At 47.5% G+C, this 21,362-nt stretch carries 1 protein-coding gene; it reads right to left on the bottom strand.

What is annotated here, in order from left to right; translation table 11 throughout:
• Positions 1-193 precede the first annotated feature (193 nt).
• Positions 194-21,337 (bottom strand): tandem-95 repeat protein, encoded by a 21,144-nt coding sequence (locus tag LMH68_RS20190; RefSeq protein ID WP_413756207.1) that lies wholly within the window; start codon positions 21,335-21,337, stop codon positions 194-196.
• Positions 21,338-21,362 lie beyond the last annotated feature (25 nt).

Here is a 21,362-nt window from a genome sequence, read left to right as displayed (position 1 = left end):
TCTAACGGACCCTTCTAATAATTAAGGACATATTTACCTGTTCTCAAGTTTATTTAGCGAAACAAAAAAATAAATAAAAAAAAGCCATGTATCAATAACTCTACATGGCTTTAATGAGGGCAACTTTACGCTGCCCTATCTACTTGTTGGTTTAGACTAAATGTCGGTTCAGACTAAAACTAAGCCCTCTCGATTAAATCGAGCTTTGGTCGAAGTCGTTGCCTTGATCGGTTCCAGTTTGAGAATCTGAATCGAAACTTCCAGAGTCGTCCGTGAAGTCGACACCTTGGTCTTGACCTCCCGCACTTGTCCAGTCGCTGCCACCAGATTCCATACCTGCCATGTCCGGTTGCTGTTCTTGCGTAGAGCCTTGCATGGTGTATTGATCATCGACCTCAACTTCAACAGAACCGCTAGCACCGTCTATTGAGCTACCCAATTCGTCGTAACCTTGGAATTGGATCTCGCTAGTACCTTCGTAACCTTCTGGAAGTTCAACAGATACAGGCTGCTCTAAGTTGCCACTGATTGTGAAGCTACCATCACCGTTATCCAGTGCGTTACTTACAGTAGCGCCCTCAGGTAAGCCAGACATATCAGCGTAATCAACCGATTCGTTACCACTCACCTCATCTGGAATCGAGATAGAGATAGTATCGCCCGGCGCCGCAGTTACATCTGCTGCGCTGTCTTCAGTTTCAGCATCTTGAGCTTGGTCATCAGCTTGTTGAGCCACTTCCACTTGTTGCTCTTCTGTTGCTTGAGCAGCTTGGACTTGTGGTTCATCACTTTGTACTGAATCATCTTCAACTTGGATGCTTAAGCTGTGACTTGATACTTCACCGCCGTCGTTAACTTCAACATTCATCGCTAAATTGCCATCGAAGTCTTCGTTCGGCCAGTAAGTCCACTCACCTTCACCTGATTCGGCAAAGAAGCCAGCATCGTTCGCGTCTGCAACATCAACAACTTGTGCAGAATCACTGACGCCTAACTCATCCACCAGCTGTGCATCCGTGATAGTTAGTGAACCATCATCAGCTAAGGTATAACCTTCGCTCGCCGCTGCTTCATCGCCACTTTGGATATCCACATTGAAGAAGCTTTCGATGCGATTTTCGCCATCGGTCGCTATAAACCCAACTTGAACATCGCCGGTGTAGTCTTCAGCAGGAGTGAATTGATAGTTACCTTGGTTATCGCTCTCAATTACGCCCTGACCTTCCATCAAGCTTACTGACTCAATGCTCAAGCTGTCGCCTTCTGCATCGCTCAGATTCGCTAACATGTCTTCATCAGTGAACGACAAGGTGGCATCCGCTGCGATTTCCGTCGTTGTGATGCTGTTAACTTCTGGTGCTGCATTCCCTTGCGAGTCACCTTCTTTCACGACTACGCCAGTTTGCTCATCATGAAGCACGCCATCTTTATCAACTACGTACGCAATGTCTGCTTCGCCCGTGAAGCCTGGTGCTGGTGTGAACGTCCAAGTGCCATCGCCATTATCGACAATCTCACCTTGGCTGCGGTCGGCAAGATGAACCAGTTTCACTTCATCATCGCTGTCTGCATCCACATTCTCAGCCAAACCAATTAGGTCGTCCGCCGTTAGGATGATGGAATCACCCGCCACAGTTTCGAAATCACCTGAATCGATACCATCATCAAACGCTTCCGGCTCATCTCCGTAATCAACCGTTGTTGCGCTTACGGTTACGAAGAACTCACCATGGAAGTCTTCAGGCGGCGTCATTTGAATGTTTGAGATATCCCAGTCGAACAGGTCGATGTATTGACCCGGCTCGGTGATCATCACGGTATTCACACCATCTGTTACCTCGAATCCAACAGGGAAACCTGTCATCACCAAGTTACTTAGTGTTTCTGAATCATCGACTAGGCCAACGTTCAGTCCCAAGTGACCCGTTTCATCTTCGCCGAAGACTAATGGACCGTCATGGTCAGTTGAAATAACCGCGCCATCTGCGACAGGACGTACGTACACAGGAACATCGAGAACCGTTTCGAACTCACCGTCACTCACGACAACTTGTAGGTCAGAAACACCCGCAAAGTCGCCTGTTGGTGTGAATGTCCAAGTACCATCACCGTTGTCTGTAACTTCTCCGCCATCTTCACCGTCTGCGGTGATAATGCGAGAAACAACAAGGTCTGCGGTATCAATGTCACCGAACAAGTTCATCAAGTCGCCAGCATCGAAGGTGAACGCGCCATCTTCGTCTGTGGTCATCATTGCGTTGCCGACATTGAATGGTGCGTCGTTAACCGGAATGACATCCACATTCAGCGAGCCATCAACCACTTCTTCACCGTCAGTAGCTTGATAACCGAGTTCTACTAAGCCATTAAAGTCTTGAGTAGTCACTAAGTGATACATGCCGTCTGGTTGCTGAGTTAAGGTCGCATTCGCTGGTGCTCGTACTGTGATGCTCTCAATGCTGATCTCGTCGCCATCAAGGTCTGTCACTTGACCCGCGATGTAAGCAGGGTCAATCACCATGACCACATCTTCTTCGCCTTGCATCTCAATGGTTGGCGCTTCAGGTGCATCATTCACTGGCGTAACATCGATGTTGCCGTCGACTGAAATTGTCTCTTGGCCATCGCTAACGTTAAACGTCATTGGCACATCGCCATTGAAGTTTTCGTTTGGTGTAAATGACCAAGTACCATCTTCGTTATCTAGCAACTCACCCAAGCTAGGGTCGATTTGTAGACCAGAAGCCGACAGCTCGTCTGCGGTGTTATCGATGTCGGTAGCTTGAGCTAACAACATGTCTTGTGTGATAAGAATGGTGCTGTCTTCGGCTGTGGTTAGTTTCACATCCTCAGATTCAGGTCCATCGTTCACAGCCAGAACTTCGATACCTGCCGTTGTTGTTGCCGTTGCACCGTCATCATCGGTCACGACCACATCTAGGCTGATATCACCATTAAAGTTCTCGTTTGGCGTGAAGGTCACAGACCCATTATCGTTTTGAACCAAGGTGCCGTCAGAGCCTGAGTAAGTCACGCTTTCAAGTGACACTTCACCATCAACGTCAGAGCTATTAGCAATTAACTGCTCAGGGCTGATTGTGATGGTGCCATCTTCGTTCATTTGGTAAGACGTAGAACCCGCTACCGGCGCATCGTTAACATCCGTTACCGTCACACCAATATTGGCATCGACTGTCTCAGTGCCATCAGTCACTGTGAAACCTAGGTTGACATCGCCATTGAAGTTCTCGTTCGGAGCAAAGCTATAAGTGCCGTCACCGTTATCAGTGAACACACCTTCTGCGCCCGTGTAAGACACATCCGAGATAGACAAGTCATCGCCGTCAATGTCTGCAGCGCCTGCTAGTAGGTCTGCATCCGTGAAGATTAGCGTTCCATCTTCCTCAACGGTAAAGTTTTGGTCTTCTGCTGTTGGTAGGTCATTGACTGGGTTAACCGTTAGGTCGACGCCAGCTTGAACAGTTTCAAGGCCATCTGACACATCGAAGCTCAAATCAATGTCACCGTTGAAATCAGCATCCGGCATGATAGTAAATGAACCATCTTCGTTCGCTGTTACAGTCGCATTGTCACCTGCAGATAGGTTGCTTGCGGTCAGTGCATCACCATCAACATCGGATGCGTTAGCCAGCAACTGCTCTTGAGATAGCGTAATTGAACCATCTTCATCAACCGAGTAAGCCAGGTTTCCGGCCACTGGTGCGTCGTTAACTGCAATGACTTCAATACCAGCAGTAGTCTGAGCCGCTACACCGTCGTCATCAATAACTGTCACATCAAGGTTGATGTCGCCGTTAAAGTTTTCGTTTGGTGCGAACGTTACCGACCCATCTTCATTTTGAACCAAGATACCGTCTGCACCTGAGTAGCTCACGCTATCAAGCGACACTTCACCGTCCACATCGGAGCTATTAGCAATCAACTGCTCAGGGCTCAATGTGATGGTGCCATCTTCGTTCATTTGGTAAGACGTTGCGCCTGCCACTGGTGCATCGTTAACGTCTGTTACCGTTACGTCGATGTTAGCATCGACCGTCTCTGTACCGTCAGATACTGAGAAGTCTAGGCTTACGTCACCGTTGAAGTTCTCGTTCGGTGCAAAGGTGTAAGTGCCATCGCCATTGTCAGTGAACACACCTTCTGCGCCAGTGTAAGACACATCAGCAACTGAAAGTTCGTCACCATCAATATCAGAGGCACCCGCTAGCAGTTGCTCGTCCGTAAAGGTAAGCGAACCGTCTTCTTCAATGGTGTAAGCGACATCTTCTACAACTGCGATGTCATTTACTGGATTCACAGTAAGGTCAGCCGTTGCAACAACCGTTTCAGTACCATCAGAAAGGTCGAAGCTTAGGTCAATATCGCCATTAAAGTCAGCATCCGGGGTAATGGTAAATGAACCATCATCGTTTGCCGTAACGGTCGCGTTATCACCGGCGGTTAGGTTGGCCGCGGTAAGATCATCGCCGTCCACATCCGATGCTTGAGCAAGCAGCTGCTCTTGGCTTAGTGTGATTGAACCATCTTCATCCACTGAGTAAGCCAAGTCACCTGACACTGGCGCGTCGTTAACCGCGATAACTTCAATACCCGCAGTGGTTTCAGCCGTTGCACCCTCTTCATCAGCAACGGTGACATCTAGGCTGACATTGCCGTTGAAGTTTTCATTTGGTGCGAAGCTGTAAGTACCATCACCATTGTCAGTAAAGATACCGTCTGCGCCTGAGTAGGAAACGTCGCTAACGGATACATCACCTTCAATGTCTGAGCTGTTCGCAAGAAGCTGTGCTTCAGAGATGGTAATCACGTTATCTTCGTCAACGCTGTAGGTCGTTGAACCTGCAACTGGCAAGTCATTAACGGCAATGACGTCGATACCTGCGGTTGTTTCAGCGGTTGCGCCATCTTCATCCATAACAGAGACATCAAGACTGATGTCACCGTTAAAGTTTTCGTTTGGAGCAAAGGTGTAAGTACCATCACCATTATCAGTGAATACACCATCAGTGCCGCTGTAGCTTACATCGCTGACAAACACTTCCCCTTCAACATCCGAGCTATTCGCTAGAAGTTGTGCATCGCTTAGGGTGATACTGCCGTCTTCTTCAACACTGTAAGTCGTAGAACCCGCTACCGGTACGTCGTTGATTGGAACCACTTGAACATCAATATTCGCCGATACAACATCTGTACCATCACTCACATCGTAAGTTAGGTCGACATTACCATTGAAGTTCTCGTTTGGAGCAAAGGTATAAGTACCGTCGCCGTTATCCGTGAACACACCGTCTGTACCTTCGTAGTTAACCGACTCGACAGAAAGGTCATCGCCATCAATATCCGTTGCACCAGCCAATAGCTGTTCATCGGTAAAGGTCAGCGAACCATCTTCATTAATGGTGTAGTCGTGGTCGTAAATTACAGAAAGGTCGTTAACTGCTGTTACGGTCACGTCTAGTTCCGCTGGAGTAACCCCACCGTTGCCATCGTCTACGTTGTAGCTAATCGAGAATTCACCATTGAAGTTCTCTTCCGGTGTAATGGTGTAAGTACCATCACCATTGTCAGTGATAAGAGCGTTCTCAATGGAAACATCTCCAACACTTGGTTCGTTACCACCCGTTTCACCAGAATCATCACCTTCCTCGCCGGTTAGCAATTCAGAGATATCAATGCCGTTTTCATTCGCGAGCGCTTCTTCTGCCGTTGGTAAATCAAACGCATTCTCGCTGCCTACATCTTGGCTTGGAACAATAACGCCGTTCACGATATCAAATACATGCCAGTGGTCACCCGATGGGCTTTCAGATAAATCAGGGCTAAAGGTTTCAACCAATGTATCGCCAACAAATACCTGAACCTGTACATCTTCAACACCATCTACATCCCAACTTCTGCTGGTGTAGTTGTGTACTGAATAGTGCATGTCAGCATCTTGATAATTTGGAATAGTGATGGTTTCAGGACCACCGCCATTCGTGTCATCTACATCTTGCTGAACGACATTACCTTCACCCAAATCATGGCTCATGTCGCGATAGTAAATATGGTCTAGCTCACTGCCATTCTCTGTATCGTAGAGCCATAGGTGGTTGTCCATATCACGTGGACTGTCACCCCATGTGACCACGATACGCATATCTGTTTCTTCAAGGACTTCAGATATTGCAGTCACGCCACCATTGGTATCTTCGCCTGCTGGAACTAGGAAGCTGCTAGTAATTGAGCCTTCTTGTTCAATCGTAACGGTACCTTGGTCAACAACTGGACCGCTCACAGAGTAGTTACCAGATTGATCCGTCTCCGCTGTGTAAGAATGACCTGCGTTGTCGGTTAGCGTAACATCCGCACCTGCGATTGGATTGCCAGTTTCAGCATCCAACACTGTACCGGTTACGGTTGTTTCATCGCCCTGCTCTCCGATAATTGCGGTCATGTCATCGTCTTCGATGTCAGTCGCGAATTGTAGGAGCTCTTCTTGAGTAATGGTGTATGAACCGTCTTCTTCAATGGTTATCGCCACATCAGCAGAAACAATTGGCGCGTCGTTAACTGGGTCAACGGTTAAGCCTAAGTTAGCGGCAATTGGTGTGTCGCCATCGCTGATGCTGTAGGCAACATCGATGTAGCCATTGAAGTTTTCGCTTGGAGTGATTGAGAACGTGCCATCGCCATTGTCGACAATCGTTGCATCGTCGCCCACTAAGGTTAAGTCGGAAGCGACAAGGTCATCGCCCTCAATATCAGCGGCATTCGCAAGTAACTGCTCCTGCGTGATAGTGATGACATTATCTTCATCAACGTTCGCATAAACATCAGATGTCGTTGGCAAGTCGTTGACTGGGTTTACCGTCAGATCGGCGTTCGCCACAATCGACTCGGTGCCGTCCGAAATATCAAAGCTTAGGTCGATATCGCCATTGAAGTTCGCATCTGGCGTTACCGTAAAGGTGCCATCGCCATTATCAACAACGGTTGCATTATCGCCTGCGCTTAAGTTGCTTGCGGTCAGATCATCGCCATCCACATCAGATGCTTGAGACAGCAACTGCTCTTGAGTCAGAGTAATCGAACCATCTTCATCAATGCTGTATGCCAAGTCACCCGATACTGGTGGATCATTAATTGGAAGAACATCAATACTTGCGCTGGTGGCTACTGTCGCACCGTCTTCATCTGTCACCACTACATCGAGGCTAACATCGCCATCGAAGTTTGCGTTCGGTGCAAAGCTGAATGTGCCGTTGCCGTTGTCAGTAAAGATACCGTCAGCGCCTGTGTAAGTAACACTATCAATCGCCACTTCACCTTCAATATCAGAAGAGTTCGCCAACAGTTGCTCTGCACTGATGGTGATAACTTCATCTTCGTTGACTGAGTAGCTGGTTGAGCCTGCGATTGGCGGATCGTTCACCTCAAGTACGGTGATTCCCGCGGTGGTCGCTTCTGTTGCCCCTTCTTCATCGGTAACAACAACCGCTAAGCTCACATCACCATTGAAGTTCTCGTTTGGCGAGAAGGTGTAAGTGCCGTCACCGTTGTCTTCGAACACACCGTCACTGCCAGTGTAAGTCACGCTATCAATCGCAACCTCACCTTCAATATCTGAAGAGTTGGCTAATAGCTGTTCGTTACTGATCGTGATTGAGTTGTCTTCATGCACAGTGTAAGACGTGCTACCCGCCACTGGTGGATCGTTCTCAGGCGTCACGCTCACATCAATGTTGGCTTGAACCGTATCCGTGCCATCTGACACATCAAAGCTGAAGTTCACATCACCATTGAAGTTCTCGTTTGGCGCAAAGCTGTAGCTTCCGTCACCATTGTCGGTAAGCACACCATCAGCACCAGTGTATGTCACACCTTCGACTGTTAGGTCATCACCTTCAACATCCGTCGCACCCGTTAACAGGTCAGCGTCAGTGAAGTTAAGAACCCCATCTTCACCAATAGTGAATGCTTGGTCTTGTGGCTCTGGCGCATCATTGACAGGTGTTACCGTCAAGTCTAGGCCAGCCGCGACCATGTCTTCTCCATCGGTTACATCGTAACTAAATTCGATATTACCGTTGAAGTTTTCACTCGGTGTAATGGTGAAGCTACCATCGTCGTTCATTTGAACGGTCGCATTTTCATCATTGGTAGTTAGGTTGATTGCTGATAAATCATCACCATCAATGTCAACAGCGTGCTCTAGCAACTGCTCTTGAGTTAGCGTGATGCTGTTATCTTCGGCTGTAACGGCACTAATATCACCGTCAACTTCTGGAGCATCGTTCGCAGGTGAGATGTGAATCGTCACGTCTTGCGTAGCTGTTGCGGTTGTACCGGTATCAACATCTGTTGATGTTGCATTCACAGTTAGAACCACATCACCATTGAAGTCACCTGAAGGGATAAACTCTAGCCCTTCTAGCTCGCCTGGTTGCAATGACCAAGTGCCATCACCGTTATCGGTACCTGCAGAAAGCGAGCTGCCTTCTGGCACGTCTTCAATCAAGATAGCAAGGTTTTCTGAGCCATCGGTATCTGTTAGAGCTGCATCAATATCAAGTGGTACAGGTGTGTCTTCAGTACCAATGATTTGGTAATCCGCGTCAGACACTGTGATTTCGATGTTGTCGATACCAAACGCCTCGTCATCGACGCTTTGATTCAGGGTTGAACCGAAGCCAAGTTCAAGTTGGCCGTCTTCTACTGGCACCGTTAGGTTGATTTGATGTGCTTGGTCATTCCAACCACTGAAGCCCTCACCTTGCGATACGCCGTGAACCACTTCGCCGACTTCATTTCCTTCTGAATCGTAAAGCGTTGTTGTGCCATCTTGAGTACGGAACGCAGAATTATCTAATGTCGTTAGCTCTTCGCCGCCGACAAAGATTTGGAACGACTCACCATCCCAAGAATCAATTTCGTAGAAGTTGAACGAGATATTAACTTCGCTCACATCACTTGGAATGTCGTAAGTTTTGCTGACGGCTTCATCACCGCCCGTTCCACCAATACGACCTAGCATGTCACCCGACTCGAAGCCTTGAGAGCTTTCTGTGCCTGTATTCCAACCGTTTGAGCCAGACTCGAAGTTGTCTGAAGCAATCACTAGGTCAGAAGCAATCGACAGCTCTGGCATATCAACCACAGATTGAACATCAATCGTCGCTTCTGCTGGTACTGTCGCGGTACCGTCATTCACGTCGAACGTCACATTCACATTGCCGTCGAAGTTTTCATTCGGTGCGAATGTGTAAGTGCCGTCGCCGTTATCAACCAAAGTACCGCTATCTGAAGCCACATTTTCAACCGATAGGTTATCACCATCAATGTCACCCGCATTTTGCAGCAGTTGTTCTTCTGTGAAGGTAAAGCTGGTGTCTTCTTGAGTCACAAATTGTGGCTCACCGACTGTTGGCAGGTCATTAACTGGGTTAACCGTTAGGTCAGCCGTTGCTTGAAGCGTCGCATCGCCATCGGTTATGTCGAAGTTCAAATCAATGTCGCCATTGAAGTTAGCATCTGGCGTGATAGTGAAACTACCATCATCGTTTGCTGTAACTGTCGCATCACCACCAACGGTTAGGTTAGCCGCTGTTAAGTCATCGCCATCAACATCACTCGCTTGAGCAAGTAATTGCTCTTGGCTCAAGGTAATTGAGCCATCTTCGTCCACGCTGTACGCCAAGTCGCCCGATACCGGAGCATCGTTAACAGGCAGAACATCAATGCTTGCGTTGGTCGCTACAGTTGCGCCTTCTTCATCAGTAACGACAACATCAAGGCTTACGTCGCCATCGAAGTTAGCGTTAGGTGCGAAGCTGAATGTTCCGTCACCATTGTCGGTAAAGATACCGCCTGAACCTGTGTAGTTAACGCTATCAATCGCCACTTCACCTTCGATATCAGAAGCGTTTGCCAACAGTTGCTCTGAACTGATGGTGATAACTTCGTCCTCGTTGACTGAGTAGCTGGTTGAGCCTGCGATTGGTGAATCGTTCACCTCAAGTACAGTAATACCCGCGGTGGTCGCTTCAGTTGCGCCCTCTTCATCAGTTACGACAACATCAAGGCTAACTTCGCCGTTGAAGTTTTCGTTTGGTGAGAAGGTGTAAGTACCGTCACCGTTGTCTTCAAAGACACCGTCAGCGCCAGTGTAAGTCACGCTATCGACGGCCACATCACCTTCAATGTCAGAAGAGTTAGCAAGTAACTGTTCGTCACTGATGGTAATTGAGTTGTCTTCATGAACGGTGTAAGACGTGCTACCTGCAACCGGTGGATCGTTCTCTGGTGTCACGCTGACATCAATGTTGGCTTGAACTGTATCCGTGCCATCTGACACATCAAAACTGAAGTTCACATCACCATTGAAGTTTTCGTTTGGCGCAAAGCTGTAGCTTCCGTCGCCATTGTCAGTAAGAACACCGTCGGCACCTGTGTAAGTCACGCCTTCAACTGATAGGTCATCCCCATCGATATCGGTAGCACCTGTTAGCAAGTCTTCATCTGTGAAGTTCAAGATGCCGTCTTCGCCAATGCTGAACGTTTGATCTTGTGGTTGTGGAAGGTCATTAACTGGATTAACGGTTAGGTCAGCCGTCGCAACGAGCGTGTCTGTACCGTCGCTAATGTCGAACGTTAGGTCAATGTCACCATTGAAGTTCGCATCTGGCGTAACGGTAAAGCTGCCGTCATCGTTAGCAACAACCGTCGCGTCTCCATCAACAATCAAGTTAGAAGCAGTAAGGTCGTCGCCATCTACATCACTCGCTTGAGAAAGAAGCTGCTCTTGGCTCAAGGTAATCGAACCGTCTTCCTCAACACTGTATGCAAGGTCGCCTGATACTGGTACATCGTTGATTGGTAATACATCAACCGTAATAAACGTATCAACCTGAGCGCCGTCTTCATCTTGAATGGTTACATCCAATTGAACTTGGCCGTTGAAGTTTTCATTCGGAGCGAAGCTACATGTACCGTCACCATTGATTGAGAAGATACCGTCTGGGCCATCGTAGTTGATCTCAACAAGCTCAACATCACCTTCAATATCAGAAGCGTTCAACAGAACTTGAGACTCGTTGAAAGTCAGTACTGAATCTTCATCGATGGTGTATGACGTAGGGCCAGCAACTGGCGGATCGTTCACCTCAAGGACAGTAATACCCGCCGTTGTTGCTTCAGTCGCTCCATCTTCATCCGTCACGACAACATCTAGGCTAACTTCGCCATTAAAGTTCTCGTTTGGCGAGAAGGTGTATGTACCGTCACCGTTGATTTCCAGAACACCGTCGCTACCACTGTAAGTCACGTTATCAATTGCGACTTCGCCTTCGATATCCGAAGAGTTCGCTAGCAGTTGTTCGTTGCTGATTGTAATAGAGTTGTCTTCATGAACCGTGTAAGACGTACTACCCGCAACCGGAGGATCATTCTCTGGCGTCACGCTCACATCAATGTTAGCGGTTACCGTATCGGTTCCATCTGATACATTGAACGAGAAGTTCACATCGCCATTGAAGTTTTCATTCGGCGCGAAACTGTAGGTGCCATCGCCATTATCGGTTAGGACACCATCTGCGCCAGTGTAAGTTACACCTTCAACACTTAGGTCGTCCCCTTCAATGTCCGTTACACCTGTTAATAGGTCTTGGTCATTGAACGTTAACACGCCATCTTCGCCGACTGTGAATGCGTGGTCTTGTGCTTCTGGACCGTCATTTACTGGTGAAACTGTTAACTCAAGGTTGGTAGAGACAACATCATCACCATCAGACACATCAAACGTAAAGCTCACATCGCCATTGAAATCAGCATCTGGCGTTAATGTGTACGTACCATCACCGTTATCGGTAATCGTAACGCTCTCATCATCGGTTGCTAAATTCAGAGCCGTCAACTGATCGCCATCTAAATCACGCGCATTAGCCAATAAGTCTTCTTGCGTAATGATGATTGAACCATCTTCTTCAACCGTTGCAGAAACCGGAAGTGCTTCAGGTGCGTGCTCAATGTGCGCGCCTGTCGCGTTAATGTAGATGGTTTGAGATACCGTTTCAGAATCATCATTCGATAACTCTGTCGCAGTTGCGGTTACATGAACTTCAAGCTGCTCATTGAAGTCTTCTGGTAACTGGATTTGTAACGCATTTTCGATAGCCGTTGTTGGTAAGTTCACCGTACCATCAGGGCCAACCGTTACTTCACCGCTGTAGATTTGGCTGTTCACTTCACCGACATCGATTGTGAAGTTGAAGTCAGAATAGTCAGCATCACCGCCGCCATACAAATCTTCAAATCCGTAAACCAGCTCGCCGTCTTCATTAACCGTAGTACGAGTATGTTCGATACCATCTTGGTTTAGCTGAGAGCTTGAACCACCATGGAAGATCGCGTCACCATTTTGGCCTTGAATCACTGTCTCGGTTCCATCAGCAGCCACAAAGACAAGTTGAGGATCAACCGTATCCATGTTCGCAGGCGAACCATCCTCAGCACGGAACTCGTACTGACCGTCTTGCATCGCATCAAAGTCGTTGTGCTGATGTCCGTTTGGAATTAAGAACAGGTTAAAGCTTTCGCCTTCCTCGACTTGGAAGCTGAATTGATCTTGCCCTGGAACAAGGTCGCCGCCACCACCAACTTGTGATGCGTTTTCGTAAACAACTTCAACACCTGTGATGTTGCCGTCTTCGTCTACTTTGTAGTAACCCGCAGCGTTTTGGTAGCCAGCCGTCTCACCTTCAAACGTTACTGTGATTTCAGTGTCGTTGTAACTAGTGATACCGTTCTCTTGGTCATTCAGAACGCCTTCGTTATCGTATTGAATAACCGAACCTTCTGGCACACCATCTACTGTAACAGTGAGTGTTTCAGACAAGTCTTGGTCGACAAGTGCCGCAGCAATGTTCAGTTCAACAATACCGCCTGGCTCAACCAAAATCGCCTGGTCGTCGACGTTAACACCATCACCATCCGTGATAACTAAGTCAGGCGCATCAGCAACTGCTTCAATGTGAACATTAATGTCTTGTTCAACTTCATCCGTACCGTCTGTCACAGTAAAGCTGAACTGCAGATCACCACTGAAGTGCTCTTCAGGAACGAAGCTGAACGTGCCATCGCCGTTGTCGGTTACTGTGCCTTCATCACCAGAGTAATTGATGCTGGTAACGCTTAGGTCGTCGCCATCAATATCAATTGCAGCACTCAATAGATCTTCTTGAGTGAACAGGATGCTGCCATCCTCTTCGATGTGGTACATTCCTGGAGCAACAATTGGAATGTCATTCACCGGATTAACGGTCAATGTCATATCATTAGACGTGCTCAGCTCACCGTCGCTCACCTCATAAGTGAATGCAATATCGCCATTGAAGTTCTCTGAAGGTGTCACTGTGTACGTGCCATCACCATTGTCTACAATGCTGGCATTTGGATCGTTAGTTTCAAGCGCGCTTGCAAACAACTCATCGCCATCTTGGTCGCTCGCGTTCTCCAACAACATTTCTTGTGTAACGAGGATTGAACCATCTTCGTCGACATCTGCCACCATCGGTGTCGCTTCTGGCGCATCGTTGACGAACTCAACTTTTAGGTCGATGTTTGCGGCAACCACATCAGTGCCATCGCTCACATCAAACGCTAAGTCAACATTACCGAAGAAGCCTTGCTCTGGTGTTAATGTGTATGTTCCGTCACCATTGTCTGTGACTTCTACCGTGTCGCTTGCGCTCGTTACATTCACAACTGACAGTTCATCACCTTCAACGTCTGTCGCTTGTGCCAGTAATTCAGCTTCGGTAATAGTAATCGCTTGACCATCTTCCGTAGCGAAAGACATGTCAGGCACGTCTGGGGCATCATTGATTGGATTTACGGTTAGGTTGAGGTCAGCGGCAACAGTTTCGATTGCGTCAGTGACATCGTAAGTAAATTCAATCTCACCAAAGAAATCTGCACTTGGTGTAATCGTGAAGCTACCGTCTGGGTTTTCTACAACAACCGCATTTGGATCGTTGGTCGCTAAGTTAACGGCTTCAAGGTTGTCGCCATCTACATCGGTTGCATTCGCTAACAGATCCTCTTGAGTGATAGTGATTGAACCATCTTCATCAACAGCGGCTTCAATTGGACCACCAACCTCTGGGCCTTCATTGACAATTTCAACGTCAACTCTTGCTGTACTTGGTGCGCTTGCTTGGCCATCACTGATATCGAAAGTCAGATTCACTGCACCGTAGAAGTCCTCTGCAGGTTCGAAGGTAAAGGTATTATCACCGTTATCCGTTAACGTACCTTGCGCTTGGTCTGCAAGTAATAGGTTTTCGACATGAAGAATGTCGCCATCAACATCGGTAGCACCAGACAATAGGTCTTTCGCTTCGATGATCATGGAGCCGTTTTCAAGCATTTGGGTGTGCAATGGTTCACCCGGAACCGGCACATCATTGACTGGTACAACCGTTAGGTCTAGGTGCGTTGCAACTTCATCAGTTCCATCAAACACCTTGTAGTCGATGTCGATTTCACCATTGAAGTTTTCATTCGGCATGAAGGTAAACGTACCATCGCCGTTGTCGACCAAGTCACCGTTATCACCACCGTAAGTGATGTCAGAAATAGACAGCGTATCGCCTTCCACATCTGTGGTGTTCGCTAGCAAGTCATCTGCACTGAACGTGATACCTTCATCTTCATCTGTCGATAGAACAATCGGGCCAGAAACGATTGGCGCATCATTTACTGATTCGAAGTTGATGTTGATGATGTTGCTGTCTGTCAGCTCACCATCCGTAACTTGGTAACCGAGTTCGATTTCACCATGGAAGTTTTCATCCGGTGTTACCGTCCAAGTACCATCACCATTATCGGTGAGTGTTGCATGCTCTGAGTTTTCACCCACTAGCTCGAGATTTTCAATATCAAGGTCGTCGCCATCAATATCAGATGCTTGCGCCAGTAGTTGCTCTTCGGTAATCACAACCGAAGCAAACTGGGCAGAACCATCGGTATCGACAGTGATATTCGGAAGATCAGCCGTTAGTTCGATTTCGTTGTCACCCGCATGGATGTTCAACTCAACCGTTTCGGTGATTTCTGAACCGTCTACACCAATCGATGTAAACACCGCTTCATCATGAAAAGTTTGTGACACTGTCATGTTTTGAACGACGTAAGTACCATTACCTTGCACGGTACCAAGCTCAAAGTAAGACACTGGTTGATCAACCGTTAGCGTGTAATCTGTCTCGAAAGTACCACGGTCTTCTTTGTGGTAAGTCATCGAGTCAATTAGGTCGCCATCCTCATTGAACGCTTTGATTTCTACTTCTGTAAAGTGACGAGACTCTTCCATAAACCAGCCACCCAAACCATCTAGGTGGAAACTGATTTCATTGATGTCTTGACCTTCAACCGAAACAGTCAGTTTCTCATCACCACTTAGACCTTGGCGGTCGGTATCACCAAGTCCGTGACCAATGTGGGTGTTACCATTCCAAGCACCAAGAGGATCATCGTTACTTTGAACGGTTACCGTTAAGTCACCATCTGAGAACTCACGCGTATAAGGGTCTACTTCTGTACCCCAGTCATCCACGCTCGCGTTATCGTCAAACGTACCGATTTGTGTGGTGTGTGTACCTTCAGCAAGAGCATCTTCACTTGGAACAAAGCGCACTTCGGTATCTGCAGGAACTTCTTGTCCTACTTCCAGTACCACCCATTCGTCATTCACATTTGCTTCAATGATGCCGTTTTCTGGCGCTTGGTCTAAACGTAGTGCTGGTTCTTCACGAAGTGTCACACCAACTGTTTGGTCTTCTTGCGCTTGGATGAAGATTTCATCGCCCGCTTCTGGCGCATCGTTGACAGGGTTAACCGTCAAGTCGAGTGTCGTCAGAACTTCATTCTCACCATCACTGATGCTGTATGTGAAGTCCAACTCGCCATTGAAGTTTTCTGTGTGCGTAATAGTGAATGAACCATCGTCATTAGTAACAATTGTCGCATCTGGATCGTTGGTTTGTAGGTTAGATGCCGTTAACTCATCACCTTCAACATCGGTCGCATTAGCGAGTAACTGCTCTTGAGTAATGGTGATTGAATTATCTTCATCGACTTCAGCCTGAATGCCCGAAGTTTCAGGTCCGTCATTCACAGCGATAACATCGATGCCAGCGGTTGTGGTTGCGGTTGCACCGTCTTCGTCAACGACAACAACGTCTAGTGAAATATCACCATCGAAGTTTTCATTTGGCGTAAAGGTGTAAGTACCATTGCCATTATCAACAAATGAGCCGTCATCACCGAAGTACGATACTCCAGACAGTGAAACATCACCTTCTACATCGGAAGAGTTTGCCAATAATTGCTCATCACTGATCGTGATTTGGCCATCTTCTTGAACTGTGTACGATGTTGAGCCCGCTACTGGTGGGTCATTCTCAGGCGTTACGCTGACATCAATAACAGCTGATGTTGAATCAGTACCGTCAGAGACATCGAATGAGAATTGAACATCACCATTGAAGTTCTCGTTTGGAGCAAAGCTATATGTGCCGTCGCCATTATCGCTAAGAACACCATCTGCACCTGTGTAGAGTACGTTTTCAATCGACAGTTCATCACCATCAATATCCGACGCACCTGCAAGCAGGTCAGCATCGGTGAAGAGTAACGTACCGTCTTCTTCAATCGTGAACTGTTGATCTTGCGCTTGTGGCAAGTCATTAACCGGATTCACGGTAATGTCTAGGCCAACTTGAACTGAACCACCATCGTTATCGATGATATCGAAGTTCAGATCTAGGTCACCGTTGTAATCTGCGTTCGGTGTGATGGTGTAGCTGCCATCATCATTGTGTTGGATGGTCGCATTTTCATCAGTAGATAGATTGATAGCTTCTAAGTTATCGCTATCGATATCACCTGCTCTTGCTAGCAATTGCTCTTGGCTTAGCGTGATGGAGCTATCTTCATTGATGGTGTAAGCCAAATCGCCCGATACTGGCGCATCATTGATTGGCAATACATCAACGTTAATGTGTGTTTCAACCGTTGCGCCATCTTCATCTTGAATGGTCACACCCAGTTGAACCTGACCATTGAAGTTTTCGTTGGGTGCAAAGCTGCATGTACCATCACCATTTACAGTGAAGATACCGTCAGAGCCATCGTAGTTAATGCCAACAAGTTCTACATCGCCTTCGATATCCGAAGCATTCACAAGAATCTGAGATTCACTGAACGTCAGAACCGAATCTTCGTCAATGGTGTATGACGTTGGACCCGCAACTGGTGGATCGTTCACTTCAAGAACGGTAATACCTGCTGTGGTTTCATCAATTGCACCTTCTTCATCTGCAACAATCACATCAAGGCTGATATCACCGCTGAAGTTTTCATTAGGAAGGAAGGTATAGCTGCCATCGCCGTTATCTTGGAACACACCATCAGTGCCACTGTAAGTCACAGTATCAACCGACACCGCACCTTCAATATCCGAAGAGTTAGCTAGCAACTGTTCATCAGAAATTGTGATGGCATTGTCTTCATTGACCATGTATGAGGTTGAACCCGCAACTGGCGGATCGTTCTCAGGAGTCACACTCACATCAATGTTAGCGCTAACGGTTTCTGTGCCATCAGACACATCGAAACTGAAGTTCACATCGCCATTGAAGTTTTCATTTGGCGCAAAGGTATAAGTACCATCACCGTGGTCGGTCAGTACGCCATCACCACCTGTATAGCTAATACCTTCAACGGTTAAGTCGTCGCCATCAATATCGGTGGCACCGGTAAGTAAGTCGGCGTCTGTAAATTGAAGCGTACCGTCTTCTGCGATACTGAATTGTTGGTCTTGAGGAACCGGCAAGTCATTAACTGGGTTAACAGTAAGATCGGCGGTTGCTTGAACCGTATCAGTACCGTCAGTGATGTTGAATTGAATATCAATGTCACCATTGAAGTTCGCATCTGGTGTGATGGTGAAACTGCCGTCATCGTTAGCTACAACCGTCGCATCACCACCAACTGTTAAGTCACTTGCGGTTAGATCTTCGCCTTCTACATCGGACGCTTGAGACAACAGCTGATCTTGGCTCAGTGTGATTGAACCATCTTCGTTAACGTTGTAAGCCAAATCACCAGACACTGGCGCATCATTGATTGGTAATACGTCAACATTGATGACGGTTTCCACTTCTGCACCATCTTCATCACGAATGGTGACATCAAGCTGAACTTGGCCATTAAAGTTCTCATTTGGAGCGAAGCTGCAAGTGCCGTCACCATTTACTGAGAAGATACCCTCAGGGCCATCGTAGCTAATACCAACAAGATCAACATCCCCTTCTACATCTGAGGCGTTAAGCAACACTTGAGACTCACTGAAGGTAAGTACTGAGTCTTCATCAATGGTGTAAGACGTAGGGCCTGCAACCGGCGGATCGTTCACTTCAAGAACATTGATGCCCGCGGTCGTTGAGTCGGTCGCACCATCTTCATCAGCAACAACCACATCCAGTGCAATTTCACCGCTGAAGTTCTCATTTGGCGAGAAGGTGTAAGTGCCGTTACCATTGATTTCGAGGACACCGTCGCTACCAGAGTAAGTCACGCTGTCTATAGATACATCACCTTCAATATCTGAAGATGTTGCCAATAATTGTGCATCAGAAATGGTAATCGAATTATCTTCATTCACCGTGTAGGACGTTGAGCCCGCAACAGGCGGATCGTTCTCAGGAGTCACGCTAACATCAATGTTTGCAGACACGGTATCGGTGCCGTCAGACACATCGAAGCCGAAGTTTACGTCGCCATTGAAGTTCTCATTTGGCGCAAAGGTGTATGTACCATTACCGTTGTCGGTAAGAATACCGTCACCGCCATCGTAGGTCACACCTTCAACTGTAAGGTTGTCACCTTCGATGTCTGTAGCACCTGTTAACAGGTCGGCATCAGTAAAGATTAACGTGCCGTCTTCTTCAACGCTGAACTGTTGATCTTGAGGTACTGGCAGGTCATTAACTGGGTTAACGGTTAGGTCAGCTGATGCTTGAACCGTATTAGTACCATCTGAGATATCGAAACTGATATCGATGTCACCGTTGAAGTTTTCATCTGGCGTAATCGTGAAACTGCCGTCATCGTTTTGAGTAACGGTTGCATCACCGTCGACCGTTAAGCCGCTGGCTGTTAGGTCATCGCCTTCAACATCTGACGCTTGTGATAAAAGTTGCTCTTGGCTTAGGCGAATCGAACCGTCTTCATCGATTGAGTACGCTAGGTCGCCCGATACTGGCGCATCATCAACCGCAGTCACACTTACATCGATATTTGCGGATACCGTATCGGTGCCATCAGATACATCGAAACCGAAGCTTACATCACCATTGAAGTTCTCGTTCGGCGCAAAGGTGTATGTACCATTACCGTTGTCGGTAAGGATACCGTCGCCGCCGTCGTAGGTCACGCCTTCAACAGTAAGGTTGTCACCTTCGATGTCCGTAGCGCCTGTTAACAGGTCTGCATCAGTGAAAATGAGCGTGCCGTCTTCTTCAACGCTGAACTGTTGGTCTTGAGGTACTGGCAGGTCATTAACTGGGTTAACGGTTAGGTCAGCCGATGCTTGAACCGTATTGGTACCATCTGAGATATCGAAGCTAATATCGATATCACCATTGAAGTTCTCATCTGGCGTGATGGTGAAGCTGCCGTCATCATTAGCTACAACCGTCGCATCTCCACCAACCGTAAGGTCGCTAGCCGTAAGGTCATCGCCTTCCACATCTGATGCTTGAGAAAGCAGCTGCTCTTGGCTTAGACGAATCGAACCATCTTCGTCGATTGAGTACGCTAGGTCACCAGACACAGGCGCATCATCAACCGCAGTCACACTTACATCGATGTTCGCAGAGACCGTATCGGTGCCGTCTGACACATCGAAGCCGAAGTTTACGTCACCATTGAAGTTTTCATTCGGTGCGAAGGTGTACGTACCGTTGCCATTGTCAGTAAGGATACCGTCGCCACCATCGTAGGTCACACCTTCAACCGTTAGGTTATCACCTTCAATGTCAGTAGCGCCTGTTAATAGGTCTGCATCAGTGAAGATTAACGTGCCATCTTCTTCAACGCTGAACTGTTGGTCTTGAGGGACTGGCAGGTCATTAACTGGATTAACAGTAAGGTCTGCAGAAGCTTGAACGGTATTGGTGCCATCAGAGATATCGAAACTGATATCGATGTCACCATTGAAGTTCTCATCTGGCGTAATCGTAAAGCTGCCATCGTCGTTGGCTACAACCGTTGCATCACCGTCAACCGTTAGGCCACTAGCAGTAAGGTCATCGCCTTCAACATCAGATGCTTGTGATAACAGTTGCTCTTGGCTTAGACGGATAGAACCATCTTCGTCGATTGAGTACGCTAGGTCACCAGACACAGGCGCATCATCAACCGCAGTCACACTTACATCGATGTTCGCAGAGACCGTATCGGTTCCGTCTGACACATCGAAGCCGAAGTTTACGTCACCATTGAAGTTTTCATTTGGCGCAAAGGTGTATGTACCATTACCGTTGTCGGTAAGAATACCGTCACCGCCATCGTAGGTCACACCTTCAACCGTTAGGTTGTCGCCTTCAATATCAGTCGCACCTGTTAATAGGTCAGCATCAGTGAAAATAAGTGTGCCGTCTTCTTCAACGCTGAACTGTTGGTCTTGAGGGACTGGCAGGTCATTAACTGGGTTAACGGTTAGGTCAGCCGATGCTTGAACCGTATTGGTACCATCTGAGATATCGAAGCTAATATCGATATCACCATTGAAGTTCTCATCTGGCGTGATGGTGAAGCTGCCGTCATCATTAGCTACAACCGTCGCATCTCCACCAACCGTAAGGTCGCTAGCCGTAAGGTCATCGCCTTCCACATCTGATGCTTGAGAAAGCAGCTGCTCTTGGCTTAGACGAATCGAACCATCTTCGTCGATTGAGTACGCTAGGTCGCCAGACACTGGCGCATCATCAACCGCTGTAACACTCACATCGATGTTGGCAGAGACCGTATCGGTGCCGTCAGAGACATCGAAGCCGAAGTTTACGTCACCATTGAAGTTTTCATTCGGTGCGAAGGTGTATGTGCCATTACCGTTGTCGGTAAGAATACCGTTGCCACCGTCGTAGGTCACACTTTCAATAGTAAGGTTGTCACCTTCAATGTCCGTTGCGCCTGTTAATAGGTCTGCATCAGTGAAGATTAACGTGCCATCTTCTTCAACGCTGAACTGTTGGTCTTGAGGGACTGGCATGTCATTAACTGGATTAACAGTAAGG

It is taken from the genome of Vibrio sp. F13 (genome assembly GCF_020806305.2).
GTDB classification, from domain to species: Bacteria; Pseudomonadota; Gammaproteobacteria; order Enterobacterales; family Vibrionaceae; genus Vibrio; species Vibrio crassostreae_C.
The sequence above is the reverse complement of the archived record's forward strand: the minus strand, read 5'-3'. Positions and strand labels throughout refer to the sequence as shown.

Excerpts from the sequence above, each read along its gene's own strand:
- LMH68_RS20190 (WP_413756207.1), bottom strand. The coding sequence starts at position 21,337 with ATGCCAGTCCCTCAAGACCAACAGTTCAGCGTTGAAGAAGATGGCACG.